The 16,600-nt window shown below is 73.7% G+C and carries 12 protein-coding genes; 6 read left to right on the top strand and 6 right to left on the bottom strand.

Translation table 11 applies throughout. The annotated features are described in order from the left end of the window. Positions 1-65 precede the first annotated feature (65 nt). On the bottom strand, positions 66-842 hold the full coding sequence (locus NYF13_RS13670; protein WP_315656723.1) for an SGNH/GDSL hydrolase family protein: 777 nt from the start codon (positions 840-842) through the stop codon (positions 66-68). Positions 843-1,037: 195 nt separating this feature from the next. Here NYF13_RS13670 and NYF13_RS13675 point away from each other — a divergent pair, with 195 nt between their 5' ends. Then, a complete protein-coding gene (locus tag NYF13_RS13675; protein WP_315656725.1) occupies positions 1,038-3,371 on the top strand; it encodes a penicillin acylase family protein in 2,334 nt (777 codons plus the stop codon). 63 nt (positions 3,372-3,434) lie between these two features. Here the strand turns inward: NYF13_RS13675 and NYF13_RS13680 are convergent, their stop codons facing one another. Further along, positions 3,435-4,016: a phosphotransferase-like protein gene (locus tag NYF13_RS13680; protein WP_315656726.1), complete on the bottom strand. Its 582-nt coding sequence runs from the start codon at positions 4,014-4,016 to the stop codon at positions 3,435-3,437. Between the two features lie 327 nt (positions 4,017-4,343). On the opposite strand from NYF13_RS13680, the gene NYF13_RS13685 reads away from it, so the two are divergent. Continuing rightward, positions 4,344-7,214, top strand: coding sequence for an AAA family ATPase (locus NYF13_RS13685; RefSeq protein WP_315656727.1), 2,871 nt, complete (start codon positions 4,344-4,346; stop codon positions 7,212-7,214). Between the two features lie 99 nt (positions 7,215-7,313). After that, the gene (locus NYF13_RS13690) at positions 7,314-8,225 is read left to right on the top strand and encodes a LysR family transcriptional regulator (protein WP_315656728.1); all 912 of its coding nucleotides are present in this window, start codon (positions 7,314-7,316) and stop codon (positions 8,223-8,225) included. Between the two features lie 4 nt (positions 8,226-8,229). Here NYF13_RS13690 and NYF13_RS13695 read toward each other — a convergent pair whose 3' ends face one another. Continuing rightward, positions 8,230-8,649, bottom strand: a complete 420-nt coding sequence (locus NYF13_RS13695; protein ID WP_315656729.1) for a tautomerase family protein — start codon at positions 8,647-8,649, stop codon at positions 8,230-8,232. A gap of 173 nt (positions 8,650-8,822) precedes the next feature. Here NYF13_RS13695 and ligA point away from each other — a divergent pair, with 173 nt between their 5' ends. Next, positions 8,823-10,814, top strand: coding sequence for an NAD-dependent DNA ligase LigA (ligA, locus tag NYF13_RS13700; RefSeq protein ID WP_315656730.1), 1,992 nt, complete (start codon positions 8,823-8,825; stop codon positions 10,812-10,814). 864 nt (positions 10,815-11,678) lie between these two features. Here the strand turns inward: ligA and NYF13_RS13705 are convergent. Continuing rightward, entirely contained in the window at positions 11,679-12,212 is a 534-nt protein-coding gene (locus NYF13_RS13705; protein ID WP_315656732.1) for a DUF4232 domain-containing protein, read from the bottom strand. 377 nt (positions 12,213-12,589) lie between these two features. Continuing rightward, positions 12,590-13,081, bottom strand: a complete 492-nt coding sequence (locus NYF13_RS13710; RefSeq protein WP_315656733.1) for a MarR family transcriptional regulator — start codon at positions 13,079-13,081, stop codon at positions 12,590-12,592. Between the two features lie 54 nt (positions 13,082-13,135). Here NYF13_RS13710 and NYF13_RS13715 point away from each other — a divergent pair, with 54 nt between their 5' ends. Together NYF13_RS13715 and NYF13_RS13720 are read left to right on the top strand one after the other, a co-directional pair. Next, on the top strand, positions 13,136-13,984 hold the full coding sequence (locus NYF13_RS13715) for a DNA-3-methyladenine glycosylase 2 family protein (protein ID WP_315656734.1): 849 nt from the start codon (positions 13,136-13,138) through the stop codon (positions 13,982-13,984). Positions 13,985-14,112: 128 nt separating this feature from the next. Further along, on the top strand, positions 14,113-14,595 hold the full coding sequence (locus NYF13_RS13720; protein ID WP_315656735.1) for an Asp23/Gls24 family envelope stress response protein: 483 nt from the start codon (positions 14,113-14,115) through the stop codon (positions 14,593-14,595). 211 nt (positions 14,596-14,806) lie between these two features. On the opposite strand, the gene NYF13_RS13725 is transcribed toward NYF13_RS13720, so the two are convergent. Continuing rightward, complete coding sequence (locus tag NYF13_RS13725) at positions 14,807-16,552, bottom strand: CocE/NonD family hydrolase (protein WP_315656737.1); 1,746 nt, start codon at positions 16,550-16,552, stop codon at positions 14,807-14,809. Positions 16,553-16,600: the final 48 nt, after the last annotated feature.

A 16,600-nucleotide genomic window follows, 5' to 3' on the forward strand; every position in this document is an offset into this window, starting at 1 on the left:
GGACCCGGGCCGCTCCGGGCCGCCGACGCCGTCCCGGGAGCGCTGAGGCGTCCCCGGCGGACGCCTCAGCAGATCGAGGCGATCGAGGAGGCCCAGCCCCAGTAGGCGCCGTACTCGGCGAGGTTGCCGGCGTCGTTGAGGTGCATGTTGTCCGACAGCCACGGCGAGGGGCTGGGCAGCGTGGCGGAGGCGGCCGGCGGGATGTACTGGCGCAGGTCGACCAGCGCGACGCCCTTGTCCACGGCGGTGCTGTGGATCTTCGCGGCGTACTCGCTCCAGGTGTGGGTCTGGGTGGCGGGTGACGACGGGGTCTTCGCCCACTTGAGCTCGGCGTAGATGGACAGCAGGATGGTCGCGTCCGGCCGGGCGGCGCGCACGTTGTCGATCACCTTCGCGAAGTCGGCGGCGAACTGCGCGGGGTCCTTCTGGATCAGGAACTCGTTGCCGCCGAGGTCGATGACCACGAGATCGGGCTGGGACCCGGCCATGTCCGCGGTGGCCGAGGTGGTGTCGCTCCACCGGCCGCCGGGCAGGAAATCACTGGCCATCGCGCCGTTGTGGGCCCGGTTGTCGACCTTGGTGCCCCACTCCGAGTGCAGGTCGTTGGTGAACTTCGTGGTCCAGCCGTACGGGGTGGGCGCCGGGAGCTCCCGGCCGGCCGGGTAGCCGGTGGTGCCGTACCCGGTGTCGGCGGAGGTGCCGAGGATGGAGACGTTCGCATGGCCGGTGCACCAGGCGGGTTTGCCCGAAGTGTCGGCCTGGGCCGAAGGAACGGTTCCGATCCCGGCGGTCAGCCCGGCGAGGAGCAGGGTGACGGCGGCGTACTTGGCACGAAGTTTCACGCTGGCGCTATCGCCACCGGGTTTCCCGGCGTTAGCGGGTTTCCGCGGTCGAGACCTGGGCGTCACCTGGCGTCTACGCCGACGGCGGCCGGTCCGGCTCACCCGAGGTGCTATCGGGCAGAGATCGGGCAATTCTCCCGGCCGGTCTCGTTAGGATCGCTTCGACGGTTCTGGCCGGAGTGATCGGGGACGGGTATGCGTGGGTTCGGGCCGATGGTGCTGGCGGTCGTCGCGGCCGCGGGGCTGGTGGCCGCGCCGCCGGCCGGGGCCGCGCCGGGCGGGGGAACCGGGGACGGCCGGTTCTCGGCGGTGGTGCGCCGCACCGAGTTCGGGATCCCGCACGTGCTCGCGTCCGACTTCGGCGGCTTGGGCTACGGCTACGGCTACGCGTTCGCGCAGGACAACCTGTGCGCGCTCGAAACCAGCGTGCTCACCGCCGGCGGCGGCCGGTCCGCGGTGTTCGGCCCGGCCGCGGACTCGGGGGACGCGCTGGCCGCCCAGCCGGTCTCGAACCTGGACAGCGACGTCTACTACCGCGCGGTCGCGAACGACGAGCGGATCGGCCGGCTCGTGGCGCAGCCCGCCCCGCTCGGGCCGTCGGCCGACGCCCGGCGGCTGGTCAGCGGTTACGTGGCCGGGGTCAACCGCTTCCTGCGCGACACCGGCGCGGCGCGGCTGACCGATCCGTCCTGCCGGGCCCAGCCGTGGGTGCGCCCGATCACCGACCTCGACGTCTACCGCCTGATGTACGGCTTCAGCCAGTTCGGGGGCACCGACGCGGTGAAGCCGCTGATCGCGAACGCCGCCCCCGGTGCCGCGGCGCGCCTGGACGCGCCGGCCCCGCCGCCCGCCGGCAGCAACGCGATCTCCGTGGGCCGGGCCGGGACCAAGTCCGGCGACGGGGTGCTGCTGGCCAACCCGCACTTCCCGTGGGTCGGCGCGCAGCGGTTCTACCAGGTGCAGCTGACCATCCCGGGCCGGATGGACGTGAGCGGGGCGAGCCTGTACGGCAGCCCGCTGGTCGAGATCGGCCACACCCGCCACCTCGCCTGGTCGCACACCGTCTCCACGGCTCAGCGGTTCACGCTCTACCAGCTCGCGCTCACTCCCGGCGACCCGACGACCTACACCGTCGACGGCCGGCCGGAGGCCATGACCCGGCAGACGGTCACGGTCCCGGTCGGCGGCGGGGCCGAGGTGACCCGCACGCTCTACTCCTCGCGGTACGGCCCGATGATCGCCTCCGGCTGGACCGCCGCCTCCGCGCTGTCCATCAAGGGCGCGAGCGCCGACAACATGCGCTCGCTCGACGAATGGCTGGCCATGGACCAGTCGGACAGCGTGGCGAAGCTGCGGGCCGCGCAGGACCGGTACCAGGGCATCCCGTTCGTGAACACGATCGCGGCGGACTCGACCGGGGTCTCCTACACCGCGGACGCCTCCGTGGTCCCGCACGTGACCGACGAACTGGCGGCCCGCTGCGTCGACTCCCCGCTGGGCCAGGCCCAGTACCCGGCGCAGACCGTGCTCGACGGGGCCAGGTCGGACTGCGCCTGGGGCAGCGACCCCGACGCGGTCGAGCCCGGGATCTTCGGCCCGCGCACGAATCCGGCGCTGACCCGCGAGGACTTCACCACCAACAGCAACGACAGCACCTGGCTGACCAATCCGGCCCAGCCGCTGTCCTACCCGCGGATCTACGGCGACACCGGCACCCCGCGCTCGCTGCGGACCCGGCTGGGCCTGCAGCAGATCTCCGAGCGCCTGCAGGGCACCGACGGGCTCGGCCCGGCCAGGTTCGACCTGACCACCATGCAGCAGCTCTGGTACGGCGACCGGAACTACAGCGCCGAGCAGGCGCGGGACGCGGTGGTGGCGCTGTGCCGGGCGAACCCGCGGCTGACCACGGCGGACGGCCGCACGGTGGACGTCGGCGCGGCCTGCCCGGTGCTCGCGGCCTGGGACCTGCGCGGCGATCCGGACAGCCGGGGTTCGTTGCTGTGGCGCCAGTTCTGGACCGGCGCGGCCCGCGCGTCGGACCTGTGGAGCGTGCCGTTCGACCCGCAGCACCCGGCCACCACGCCCGCCACGCTGAACCAGTCCAGCCCGGTCGTCCGGCAGGCCCTCGCCGCGGCGGTGGCGAAGCTGACCGGCCTCGGCGTCGCCCTCGACGCCCCGCTTTCCGCCGCGCAGCGGACCACCGTGGGCGGACCCGCGGTGCCGGTGCCCGGCTGCTCGGGCGCGGAGGGCTGCTACAACGTGGTCGGCAAGGGCGAACCGCTCGGCGCGGACGGCCGGTTCCCGCCGGTCGTCTTCGGCTCGAGCTTCGTGATGGCCACCGAGCTGACCCCGGACGGCCCGCGCACGAGCACGCTGCTCACCTACTCCCAGTCCAGCGATCCGACCTCGGCGCACCACAACGACCAGACGGAGTTGTTCTCGCACAAGCAATGGGTGACCGACCGCTACACCGAGGCGCAGATCTGCGCCTCGCCCCGGCTGCGGGTGAGCGTGCTGAACGGACGCTAGGCGCGAAGCCCGGACGTGGTCCTGGGGGCCGGGGTGGTTCGAGAAGGGACCGGGCCACCGCGGTCACCCGGCCCGGGGTGGTCGCGCAGTCCTAGCCCGGAGCCGGTCGAACGCCTTGGGCCGGCTGAGCCCGTCGAGGCGGCGGACGATCTCGCTCGCGCAGTGTCCGGCGCCGTGGTGGGTGGTGTCCACGACGATGTCGTGGTCGTCGTGGGCGAAAACCTGCGTCTGCGAGGCGGCCAGCCCGAGCGGGCGGTCGCCGCGCACGCGTTCACGCCGCTCGAGTTCCGCGGCGGAACACCGGACGTGGGCCAGAGTCACGTCGTAACCGGTGAGGACGTCGAGCAGATCTTCGAGGCGCCAGGGCTCGCTGAGCGGGTAGTCCATGATCACGTCGTTGCCCGCCGACGCGAGCGCCGCCACCGTGCGATGGTACCCGAGCCGGGTCCGGCGCAGCATTTCGTCGATTTCGGCCGGGCCGAGCACCCGGGTGTGCCGCGTCGAGCGCATCCCGCTGATGCCGTCGACCGGCACGAAGAACCACGGATCGGCCAGGCGGGCCAGCATGGCCCGGCCGATGCTGGACTTGCCGGCACTCGACGGCCCGTTGAGCAGGACCACTCGGCCCCGGGGTTCGGTGGACATGGGGCGGACTCTAGAAGCCCGTGACCGGGCCCGCCACGCCCACGCCGGGCCCTGGACCCGCTACCGGCGGGGTGACGGCGGTCGGCAGGGGATGGCCGATGGGGAGCGGGGTCCCGGCCACGCGGGAGGACCCGAAGCGGTGCCGCCGCACCCCTGCGCGTCACCGAGCCGATCACCGCGTCCTGACAACGCCGGGGCGGCCCTACGAAAGTTCCGGGCCGGGCCGGATCGCTTCCCGTGCCCGATCGGGCGACATAGGCTCCGTTCACCGGACCCGGGCGGTTTGGGGGCCATGCCGGATCTCCAGACCGGATCGGGGGCCAGCCGATGACCAGTCGGATCGTGGCGAGGACCAGTTCGCCGGTGCTGATCGGGCGCGTCGGCGAGCTGGCCGCGCTGAGCTCGGCCGTCGCGCGCCCCCCTTCGGTGATCATGGTCGAGGGCGAGGCCGGGGTCGGCAAGACCCGGCTGACCGCGGAGCTGCTGGCCGGACCGGCGGTGGCCGGGCGGCGGGTGCTCGCCGGCGGCTGCCAGCACCTGCGCGAGCCCTTCCCGTACGGCGTGGTCGTCGAAGCGCTGAGCGACGCCGGCCGCTACCTGCCCGCCAAGCCGCTGAGCCCGCTGACCGGCGTGCTCGGCCGCTACCTCCCGGAACTCGCGGACCGCCTGCCGTCGCCGCCCGCGCCGCTGGGCGACCGCCGGGCCGAGGCCCACCGGTTCTTCCGTGCGGTGCGGGAGCTGATCGACGCGCTGGGCCCGCTGCTGCTGGTGGTCGAAGACCTGCACTGGGCCGACGACGGCACCCGGCGGCTGCTGCGGTTCCTGATGGGCGAACCGCCGCCCGGGCTGTCCCTGCTGGTCAGCTATCGGCCGGAGGAGGTGCCGGGCGGTGTCCCGCTCGGCCGCGCGCACCGCCCGGCCCCGGGCAGCACGAGCACCCTGGTCCGGCTCGGCCCGCTCGACCCGGGCGGGGTCCGGCGGCTGGCCGCGGCCCTGCTCGGCGAGCCGGACGTCTCGGCCGGGTTCGCCGCCCGGCTGCACGAGCGCACGGCCGGGATCCCGTTCGTCGTCGAGGAAACCGTGCACGCCCTGGGCCATCCGGCGGGCGCGGTGCACGCCGGGTTCGCGGCCGCCCGGCGGTTGCTCGACTCCGCCGGGGTGCCCGCGCTGCTGCGGGAGGCGACCGTCGAACGGCTCGGCGCGCTGCCGCTCGCGGCCCGGCGGATCACCGAGGCCGCCGCCGTACTGGCCGAACCGGCTTCGGCCGGTCTGCTGGAGACCGTGGCCGGGCTGGGGCCAGCACGGGGCCGGCCCGCGCTGGTCCACGCGCTGGAGAAGGCGATGCTGGTCGAGTCCCCGGAGTGCCGTTACGGTTTCCGGCACGTGCTGGCGCAGCAGGCCGCGTACAGCACCATCCCCGGACCGCGGCGCCAGCAACTGCACGCGCGGGCCCTGGACGCGCTGCGCGAACGGAAACCGGCGCCGTTGACGCGGCTCGCCGAGCACAGCCGCAAGGCCGGGCAGCCGGCCGACGCCCGGCGTTACGGCGAGGCGGCGGCCGACCGGGCGGTCGAGGCGGGGGACCCGGCCACCGCGATCGGGCTGCTGCGGGACCTGATCGCCGATCCGGGTCTCGAACCGTCCGATGTGGACCGGCTCGCCCCGAAGCTCGCCGCGGTCTCGGCCAACGGCATCGCCCAGACCGAGGTGATCACCGCCCTGGAGGGCCTGCTCGGCGACGACCGGCTCTCCGGTGGCCTGGCCGCGCAGGTCCGGCTGAGCCTCGGACTGGTCCTGATCCGCCAGCCCGGCGGGCCGGCGGCCGCGCGGGTCGAGATCGAGGTGGCGCTGGCCGGTCTGGCCCACCGGCCGGACCTGGCCGCGCGGGGGATGGCGGTGCTGGCCCAGCCGTGGGTCGGCGCGACCCCGCTGCGCACCCACCGGCCCTGGCTCGACCGGGTCGACGCGCTGATCGCCCGGACCACCGACCGCGCGCTGCGGCTGGGCCTGATGGCCAACAACATCCCGTCCCGGATCCAGATCGGCGATCCGGGTGCCTGGGCGTCGCTCGACGCGGTGCCCGCGAGCGCCGCCTCACCCGAGGAGCAGCGCCAGCTGGCCCGGCTGTACTGCAACGCGGCCGACGCGGGCGCGTGGACCGGGCACCACCGCCGCGCGGCCGGCCTGCTGCGGCGCGGACGGCAGCTCGCGGCGGACTCGGGCCTGCCGTACGTGCTCAGCACCGCCCGGACCACCGGTGTGCACGTCGACTGGCTGACCGGCTGCTGGTCCGGGCTCGACGAGCGCGCCGGGGCGCTGATGGCCGAGTACCACGACCTGCTGCCGGTGACCAGCGAGCTCGCGCTGGTGCGGGGGTTGCTGGCCACGGCGCGCGGGGCCTGGGAGCGCGCGGCGGCGTGGTTCGCCGCGACCGGCGTCGACGAGCCGGAGAACGCGTTCACCCCGGTGGTGATCGCCGCGCACGGCGGCCTGGCGACCGCGCTGCTGGCGCAGGACGCGGTCGAAGCGGCGGTGACCGAGGCCGGGCGTGGGCTGGACCTGGTGCGGGCCAAGGGGGTCTGGGCCTGGGCCGGGGACCTGGTGCCGGCCGCGGTGGAAGGGCTCTGCCGGTCCGGGCGGCCTCGTGCGGCCGAGGCGCTGCTGGCCGAACTGGACCGGGGGACCGACGCGCTGGCCGTCCCGCTGGCCCGGGCCGCGCTGGCGGCGGGGCGCGGGATCGTGGCCGCCCACCGGGGTTCCCTGCCGGAGGCGGTCCAGTCCTTTGAGGACGCTCGCGCCCGGTACGAAGGACTGCCGGCCCCGTACCACGCGGCACTGGTGGCGGAACGGATCGCCCGCTGCCGGCTGTCCTGCGGGGACGGTGCGGCGGCGACGTTCAGCGCACTGGCCGCCGTTTTCGACGCACTCGGCGCGACCCGGGACGCGGCCCGCTGCCGGCACGCGTTCCGTTCGACGGGTGCGAAGGCGCCTTCGCGCCGAGGCCGCCGGGGCTACGGCGACGAGCTGTCGCCGCGCGAACGCGACGTCGTCCAATTGCTGGCGGACGGCCACACGAACCGGGAGATCGCTGAGGTGCTGTTCCTTTCGCGCCGCACGGTGGAGCAGCACGTGGCCAACGTCCTGCGCAAGCTCAAGGTGCGCTCACGCGGGGAGCTGATCGGCAGCCCGCGCGGCTGAGGCACCGGCAGGCGGGCCGGGACCGGGGAGAGGGCCCGGCCCGGTACTCCCCGCTGTGCGGAAACCACGTGGAGCGGGCGGTGGGTATGTTGTTCGCTCATGGAATGGTCTTCGACCACGCTGCGGATGTACCGGGCGCTCGCCGAGACCGGCTCGTTCACCGCCGCCGCGGCCTCCCTCGGCTACAGCCAGTCCGCGGTGTCCCGGCAGATCGCCGCCCTCGAGCGCGCGGCGGGGGAGCGGCTGGTCGAACGGGGAGCCGCCGGGGCCCGGCTGACCGCGGCCGGTTCGGTCCTGCTGCGGCACGCCGCCGCGGCGCTGGACGAGCTCGACCGCGCCGAACGCGCGCTGAGCGGGACCGCGCCCGGCACCGTTTCGATCCGCCTCGGCGTGTTCACCAGCGTGGGCGCGGCCCTGATCCCCGAGACGCTGGCGTTGATGCGGCGCCGCGCTCCGGAGGTGGAGGTGACCACCCGGGAAGGGTCCACGCCGGCGCTCACCCGCAGCGTCCGGGCCGGGACGATGGACGTCGCCGTCCTCTCCTCCCGCCTGCCCGCGAGGCCGCTCGACGACCAGGAGCCGCCGCTGGCGGTGGAGACGCTGCTCGAAGGCGACCTGCTGGTCGCGGTGCCGGCGCGCGGGGACCTCGGTCTCGGCGGTTCGGTCACGCTGGCCGAACTGGCCGCCGCGCCGTGGATCGCGAGCCCGTCGACGGCGGGCGAGCCGGCCATGGGGGTGTGGCCGGCGCTGCCCCGCCGGCCCGTGGTCAGCCACGTGGCCCGCGACTGGCTGGGCAAGCTCGCGCTGGTCGGCTCGGGCCACGGGGTCACGACCATCCCGCCCTACCTCGTGGGGACGGCCCCGGCCGGGGTGCGGTTCGCGCGGGTCGCCGACGGCGACCCGGTCACCCGGCGGGTGGTGATGGCCCGCCGGCCGGGCCCGGCCGGCGCCGCGACGTCCGCGCTCGGCGAATGCCTGCGGGCGGCCGCGGCCGGGCTCCCGCTGGCCTGAGGTCTCAGCCCGGGATCTTGTCCGCGGCGATGCGTTCGTCGAAGCCGGTCTCCGGGTCGAGCACCCGGCCCTCGATCCACCAGTTGGCCGAGGGCGACTCGATCACGTTGAGGGCGAGGTCGCGCCGCTGCAGGCCGGCGTCGCGGGTCAGGTTGGTGACGATCGCGGAGTACAGCGCCCGCAGGGTTTCCACCGGTCGCGGGCCGAAGTGGAGCTGGAGCGCGATGGTCTCGCGCCGTCGTTCGAGGCCGAACATGACGGGTTCGGTGACGAGGTCCTCGTCGGCCAGCTCGTGGAAGACGTGGAACCGGTCGTCCTCGGGGATGCCGAGCACTTCGACCAGGGCCGCGTGCACGGCGTCGGAGATGGCTCGCTTGTCCTCGGGCGTACGGCCCGAGCGCAGGTAGATCTTGGTCATCGGCATGGTGGGCCCTCTTTTCCTGGTACCGCGGCCGGTTTCCGGTGGCCGCCCGGCCACCGTAGGCCCGGGTTCACCGATGGGTCCAACGCATGATGTTCATGGTCGGTATGCAATTTGCGCATGGTTCGGTCCGCGTCGCCGGGTTTTGTCGGTGGCGGTGGGTAACGTCTGGTCCCGTGAACGTCGGGGAGCGCATTCAGGAGCTGGCGGACCGGATCGTGGTGCTGCGGGACGGGTACTACCGGGGTTCGCCGGTGGTGGCGGACGCGGAGTACGACGCGATCGAGGACGAGCTGAGGGGGTTGATCGAGGCGAATCCGGGGCTCGCCCCGGAGCCGAACCCGCTGGACCAGGTGGGTGCGCCGGCGGTGCTGCACGCGCCGATCCGGCACTCGCGCCCGATGCTGTCGCTGGACAAGGCGACCCGGCCGGAGCAGGTGGCGGCGTTCTTCGACCGGTTCCCCGGGCAGCCGGTGGTGGTGATGCCGAAGCTGGACGGGCTGTCCCTGGCCTTGGTCTACGAGGACGGCCGGCTGGCCCGGGCGGTCACCCGCGGTGACGGAACGACCGGCGACGACGTGACCGTGCTCGTGCGGGCGCTGGCCGAAGGGGTCCCGGAGCGGGTCGGCGCGGCCGGGCGGGTCGAGGTGCGGGGCGAGGCGGTGATGCTGCGGTCCACCTTCGCCGCCTACAACACCGCGCACCCGGGCAAACCGCTGATCAACCCGCGCAACGCGGCGGCGGGCACGCTGCGGGCCAAGGACCCGGCCGCGGTCGCCGAGCGGCGGCTGCGGTTCTTCGCCTTCGACCTGGACACCGAGCCCGACAGCGCCGAGACCGATCTGAACCGTGCACTGGACGCGCTCGGGTTCACCGCCGCCGACATGCGCCGCTGCGCCGACGCGGAGGGGGCGCAGGCGGTGATCACCGCGATCGAGCAGCGGCGCCACGAGCTGGACTACGACCTCGACGGCGCGGTGCTGCGGCTGGCCGACCGGGGCGCGTACGCCGCGGCGGGCACCCGGTCGAGCTCGCCGCGGGGCGCGCTGGCGTACAAGTTCGCCGCCGAGGAGAAGACCACGGTGCTGTCCGATGTGGTCTGGGACGTGGGCAAGACCGGCAAGATCGCCCCGGTGGCCCGGCTGGAGCCGGTGTTCGTGGGCGGGACCACGGTCACCCGCGCGACCCTGGCCAACCAGGAGGTGATCCGCGCCCGCGGCGTCATGATCGGCGACACCGTGCTGGTGCGCCGCGCCGGTGACGTGATCCCGTTCGTCGCCGGGGTGCTGGACGCTTCGAAGCGCACGGGCGCGGAGCGGGAGATCGTGCCGCCGTCGGCCTGTCCCTCGTGCGGGCAGCCGTCGACCGAGCAGGGCAACAGCCGGGAACTGTTCTGCACCAACGTCTCCTGCCCGGCCCAGACCGTGCGGCGGCTGATCCACTGGGCGTCGCGGGCGGCGGCGGACATCGACGCGATCGGCGGGGTGTGGATCGAGCGGCTGGCCGAGTCGGGCGATCTGGAGCACCCGTCGGACTTCTACCGGCTGACTCAGGGGCGGCTGCTGGAGTTCGACCGCATCGGCGAGGTCTCGGCCGCACGCATGGTCGAGTCGATCGCCGCGAGCCGCCAGGTCGGCCTGCGCCGCGCGTTGATCGGCCTGGCCGTCCCGCTGGCCTCCGACGGCACCGCGGCCCGGTTGTGCCGGGCCGGTTTCGGTTCCCTGGAGGAGGTCGCCGCCGCGGGCGTGGACGGGCTGGTGGCGGTGGAGGACATCGGCCCGAAGGTCGCCGCCTCCCTGATCGAGCACCTCACCCGGCTGCGCCCCGAGCTGGAGCGCCTGCGCGAACGCGGGGTCTCCCTGGACGTGCGCGAGGAGGACCTGCCCCCCGTGGTCGCGGCGGGCGCCCCCCTGGCCGGCCGGACCGTGGTGGTCACCGGCGCGATCAGCGACCCGAGATCGGGCGAGAAGGTTCCCCGCCCCACTTTCCAGCGCCTGTGCGAAAAAGCCGGCGCCACCATCGCCTCCTCGGTCTCGGCCGCCACCGACCTGCTGATCACCGGCGCCGAGGTGGGCGCGAGCAAACTGGCCAAGGCCGAGAAGTTCGCAGTGGAGGTGGTGGACCAGAGCACGGTCTGGGACCAGCTGATCGCCGCCGGGGTCGTCTGAGCCATCCGACCGCCCCGGGCCTGCGGTGGACCTGCTCGCCGAACCTGCGGCGGACCTTGCCGCCCCGGGTCTGCGGAGGGCTTGCGGCGCCGGGCCTGCGGAGGGCTTGCGGCCTTGGGTCTGCGGTGGACCTAATGGTCCGGGCCTGCCGCCTCAGGCGCCCGAAAGACCTATCGCTCCCGGCGTGCGGCAGACCTGCCGCCGGAGTCTGTTACCCCAGGTCTGCGGAGGGCCTGCCGCCTTGGGTCTGCGGAAGCCCTGCCGCTCCGGGTATGCGACGAGCCTGCCGCTTTAGGCACGCGAAAAACCTATCGCTCCGGGCGTGCAGCGGACCTGCAGCCGGAGTCTGCGGCGAGCCTGTTGCCCTAGGTCTGCGTTGGACCTGGCGCCTTGGGTCTGCGGTGGACCTGCCGCTCCGGGTCTGCGACGAGCCTGTTGCCCCAGGTCTGCGTTGGACCTGCCGCCTTGGGTCTGCAGAGGACCTGCCGCTCCGGGTATGCGAATAGCCTGCCGCTTTAGGCGCGCGAAAGACCTATCGCTCCGGGCGTGCGGCGGGACCTTGCTGCGCCGGGTTCGCGAAGGGCCTATTGCTCGGGCCCACGGAGGATCTGCCGCTTCGGGTGTGCGGTGGAACTGCTGTCCCTAGCCGGTGGGCGGTCTATCGCCCTGGCCGCCTGGAGCCGATTCCCGGGTGCGCTCCGGCCGGGTGGCGCGGCAGCGGGAGCCGGCCGTTCGGGCGGTTTGCTGTGCCGAGGACGCCGGAGCGGGGCGCCGCGATCGTCGTCCGGCTGGTGGTGCTGCCGGACGACGGACCGCGGGGCGGATTTTCGACGACGACGGGGTCGTCGCCTGGTGAACCGGGGATCAGGCGGCGTCGGTGCTCGCAACGTCGGTGACCTCGGCCGTGGTGCCCTTCAGCGGGGCGTCCGCGGGCCACGCGACGGTGGTGGAGTCACCGTTCGGCCCGGTCGGCAGGTTGAGGTTGACCACGGTGGGCTGGAAGGTGGCCGGCGCCGCCGAGTCCTGCAGGATGCGGGATTCGGCCGGGTGCCCGGCGCGCAGGTTCACCGGCTGGGCCGGGCTGCCGTCGGTGCGGTCCGGGGTCACGACGGTGTTGCTCGCGTCACCTTCACCGTGGCCGCGCGTGAAGGTGACCGCGGTGGGCACGCCCTCCAGCTTGCAGTTGGTCGTGGGGTTCGCGGCCGTGTAGTTCAGCACGAACGCCTCCTGGCCGGCGGAGTGCGACTGGTCCGGCGTGACCGTCACGACGACGTCGCCGGAGCCGCACGGGGTGTCGGAGGGCATGGCCGAGGCCGCGCCGCCGGTGAGCAGCAGGCCGCCGGCCGCGATCCCGCCGGCCACGGTGATCGAGGCGAGGGTCTTCAGCTTGGTGTTCATCAGCTCTCCTTCAGGTAGGGGCACGGCGGTGGTGCGGCCGCGCCGCTCGAACTGCCGGATGGTGCACCGTCTCGGCTCTCACTGGTAGAGATCCCTGAACGGGGCCCGGCGATGCGTCATCGTGGTATGGACCTCTCCGACGCAACCTGGAGCCGCCCCGCACGTCCGTACGGGCGGAACCCGGACGATCAGCCGGTGCCGCACCGGCGAATCGCCGATGCAGCTCGAAACGGACACCGATGCCCGCGCCGCATTGTCCAAAATGGACCCTTGCTGTCGGGCTTCGTCACCCGGCGCCGCTTGTGGGCCGCGCGATCAGGGGAGACCGGCGGCAACGCTGCACCGCCGCGCCCGAGCGTGAGCGCTCCGGTCTTCGCCTACTCCCGCTCCATCCGGGTCGGCCCACCCGGCGACCGGCCGGGCTCCTGCGGGGTGAGCGCGGCGGCGCACGAGGTGAGGTCGTGCAGCAGCCGGCTCTGCTGGGCGGCGGAGAACGGTGCGAGCATCCGCTTCTCGACCGCCCGCACCGCGGTGCTGGCGGCCAGCAAGTGCGTCCGGCCGGTGGGGGTGAGCCGGCTCGGCCGGGCCCGGCCGTGGTCCGCGGTGGCCGGGCGGGCGACCAGGCCACGGTCCTGCAGTCCGCGCAGCACCAGGTTCATCGACTGGCGCGTGACGAACGTGGCCCGCGCCAATTCCGCGTTCGACAGCCCCGGCTGCTGTGAAAGCACTTCGAGGCAGGAGTACTGCGGGACGGTCAGGTCCAGCGGGCGCAGGGCGGCGTCCATGGCCGTGCGCAACGCGGTCGCCGCTTGTTTCAGCACGTAGCCGACCGCCTGGTCCAGGTGTCCGACCGGTTCGCCTTGACTCATGTCAGCAGCATGACATACTTTCTGTGTGTCAGTATATTGACATCGAGGAGGGTCATGACCCGCCATGAGGTGACCGTCGAGGTGCTCGGGCCGTGGACGCTCGAGACCGGCAAGCGGTTCTGGGAGGGTTTCGCGCCCGCCGCGCTGCCCGTACGGGACGATCCGGGCGAGCTGCGGACGACGTTCCGCGTCGAGGGCGACTGGAGCCGGGCCGAGGTCGTGGTCACCCAGCAGGACGCGGCGGCGCGCATCGTCGTGACCGGTGACGGTGATCTCGGCCGGGCGGCCGCGCAGGCCGGCCGCTTCCTCTCCCTGGACGTCGACGCCCGCGGCTGGCCCGGCCTCGCCCGGCGCGACCCCGTCCTCGCCGATGCCCAGGCCCGGTGGCCCGGCCTGCGGCCCTGCGGTTTCCATTCGCCCTACGAGGCCGCGGTGTGGGCCGTGCTGTCCCAGCGGGTGCAGATCGCCCAGGCCGCGCGCCTGCGCGAAGACCTGATCAGCCGGCACGGCGAGGACGGCGCCCTCCCCGCCCCACACCGGTTGCGCGCCGTCGAACTCGATCTGCCCGGACGCAAGGCCGAGTACCTGCACGCCGTCGCGGAGGCCACCTTGGACGGTCTGCTCACCACGGAGTCCCTCCGGGCCGAAGAGGCCGGGGAAGCGGTCCGCCGGGTCCAGCAGGTGAAGGGCCTCGGGCCGTTCGCCGCCGAACTGGTCGTCCTGCGCGGCGCCAACGCCCCGGACGCCGTCCCGGCCCACGAGCGCCGGCTGGCCCAGGAGGTCGCTCATCGTTACGGCGCGGGTCGCACGCTCGCCGAGGTGTCCGAGGCCTGGCGGCCGTTTCGCACCTGGGCCGCGGTGCACCTGCGGATCCTGCGCGAGGAGCGCACCCACGCCCGGTAGCGGAAGGAGACGGGGAACACAGAAGCGGCCCGTGACGATCTCCGGTCGGCCGGGTCCTAGGGGGTGTGGAAGCGAAACGGGACACCGCGAGCTTCCACCCCTGAACCCCGAAGAACCGAGGAGGCGTCATGACGAACCCGAACCCGAGCCCGGCCGCCGCCAAGACCCCGGCCCACTCGACCGAGGTCGAGAAGGCCACCACCGGTGCCCTCGTTTCGAAGCAGGGCACGACGACCATCGCCGACAACGTCGTGGCCAAGGTCGCGGGTCTCGCCACTCGTGAGGTTTCCGGGGTGTACGACCTCGGCGGCGGTGCGGCGCGGGCGTTCAGCGCCCTCCGCGAGCGCATTCCGGGTGCTTCCGCTTCGGTCGCGCAGGGGGTTTCGGTCGAGGTCGGCGAGAAGCAGGCCGCCATCGACCTGCAGATCCTGGTCGAGTACGGCGTCTCCATCGCCGACCTGTCCCGCTCGGTGCGCAAGAACGTGATCGGCGCGGTGGAGCAGATCACCGGGCTCGAGGTCGTCGAGGTCAACATCAACGTCTCCGACGTGCACATCCCGGGCGACGACGAGGGCGACGAGCCCCGGGTCGACACCGGCCGCGTGCAGTGACCCCCGGCGTCGAGCCCGACGCCGATCGCATCGCCGGTGCGGCGACGGCCCTCCCGGACGTGGCGGGCCTGCCCCTCGGCCGGTTCGCCGGGGTCAGGGCCTGACCTCGGGGGGCACGCCACCCTCGCCGCTCGGCGGCGGCCGCGGTCGTCCGTGCCGAGCCGGACGGCGAACTCACCGCCCTCCGCCACCGGCCCGGCACCGAGGAGCCCTACCGAGCCGGAACGACCGGCAGCAGCAGTACCGGCCGCTGCCCGTCCCGGCTGGTCAGTGTGCTCACCCCGGAGTAGGCCGGCCGGTCGCGGTCGCCCGGCAGCTCGTGCCAGTAGGCGCCGCTGCCGCGCAGCTCCCGCCCGTAGGTCCGCTCGTGGGGGCCCGGGAGGTGGTGGGTGTAGTCCTGGCCTCGCACCGAAAGCCCGATGCGGTACCCGGCCGGGGCGACGATCGAAAGCGGCCAGATCTCCACGTCCGCCTCGTAGACCTCCCCGGGGTTCACCGGTGCCGCAGCGGTGTGGGCGTGCCACGGGCGGTACGGCCGGGAGCGCTCCGGGTCCGGCGCGCGCTGCGAGAGGCGCAGCCAGCCCTGGCCGAGCGGGCCGTGGGGTTCGAACGCGGTGGGGAAGAGCACTTCGTCGCCGTCCGGGGCGAACAGGTGCATCGTCACGAAGAGGTCCGCGTCCTCGGTGGTCGAGGCCACGAACAGCTTCACCGCGGCGGGGCCGGTGATCTCCACCTCGTGCTCCAGCGCGGGCAGGGTGAACAGCACGCCTTCGGACCGGGCCTCGAACGAGATCTCCTGCTCCCCGCCCGGCGCCGACCCGGTCAGCGAGCCCTCGTCGAGATCGAGGTGGTAGGGGGTCCAGCCGGTGCGGGCGAGCGGCCACTCCTGCTCCGGGCGGACGAAGAAGCCGTCCGGGGTGCGGACCTTGAGCTGGACCGGGGGCCGCCGGTCCCAGCCGTTGTCCTCGCCCTTGAGGAAGTGGTCGAAGAACGCCCGCTGCAACCCGACCCCGTAGTCGGTGTAGAACTCGGTCCAGTGCTCCAGTCCGTGGACCTCCAGCCACTTCCGGGGCGAAGCGATCCGGGAGTACGCCTCGAAGTTGCCCCGTGAATGCAGGCCCATGCCGCCCCAGTTCGAGGCCGACAGCGTCGGCACGGTGATCTTCTCCAGCACCGCGGACCGGCGGCGGTAGTAGTCGTTCTCGTACGGGTTCGCCCGCAGCACGTCACCGATCGCGATGGCGTTCGCCGCCAGTTCCCCGGGGGTCCGCACCGGTTTCCCGGACACGCGGCGGCCGGTGTGCGGGTTCAGCGGCGCCGCACCGCGGCCGTGCTGGACCCGGGTGACCTGGTACGGCATCCAGCTCGGCAGGAACTCGGTCGGGATGCCGCCGTGGTGGGTGTACTCGCGGTAGTAGTCCGAGGCGCCTTCCCACGGGCAGATCGCGGCCAGGTGCGGCGGCGCGAGCTCGGCCACCTGCCACTGGTTGCTGGCCAGGTAGGAGATGCCGAGCATCCCCACCTTCCCGTTGCTCCACGGCCGGGTGCCGGCCCATTCGACGCTCTCGTACAGGTCCTGGGTCTCGCGCGGTGAGAAGAAGTCGATCGCGCCCTCGCTGCCGCCGGCCCCGCGGGTGTCGATCCGCACGCAGGCGTAACCGTGGGGCACCCAGCGCTCGGGGTCGGGGTACTCCCACACCTGGTAGGCGTTGGTCGAGTGCTCGCAGACCTCGGGGTGCTCGGTCAGCAGAGCTTGGAACTGCGAGGGAAAGCCCTCCTGGAACGACAGCCCCTTGCCGTACGGGCCGGCCGCCAGCAGCACGGGGTGCGGCGCGTCGTCGTCGGGGCGGAAGACGTCGGCGGCCAGGGTCACGCCGTCGCTCATCGTGATGCGGACGTCCCAGTCGACGCGCATACCGTCGCGCAGCTCGCTCCGGGGTGGGTAGTGCTCGGTCACGAGAGGTCCTTTCGTCGGGCTCGAACGACTCGGCGGGCCGGGAGGCGA

Source organism: Amycolatopsis sp. PS_44_ISF1 (assembly GCF_032335455.1).
In the GTDB taxonomy this organism is placed as follows: domain Bacteria; phylum Actinomycetota; class Actinomycetes; order Mycobacteriales; family Pseudonocardiaceae; genus Amycolatopsis.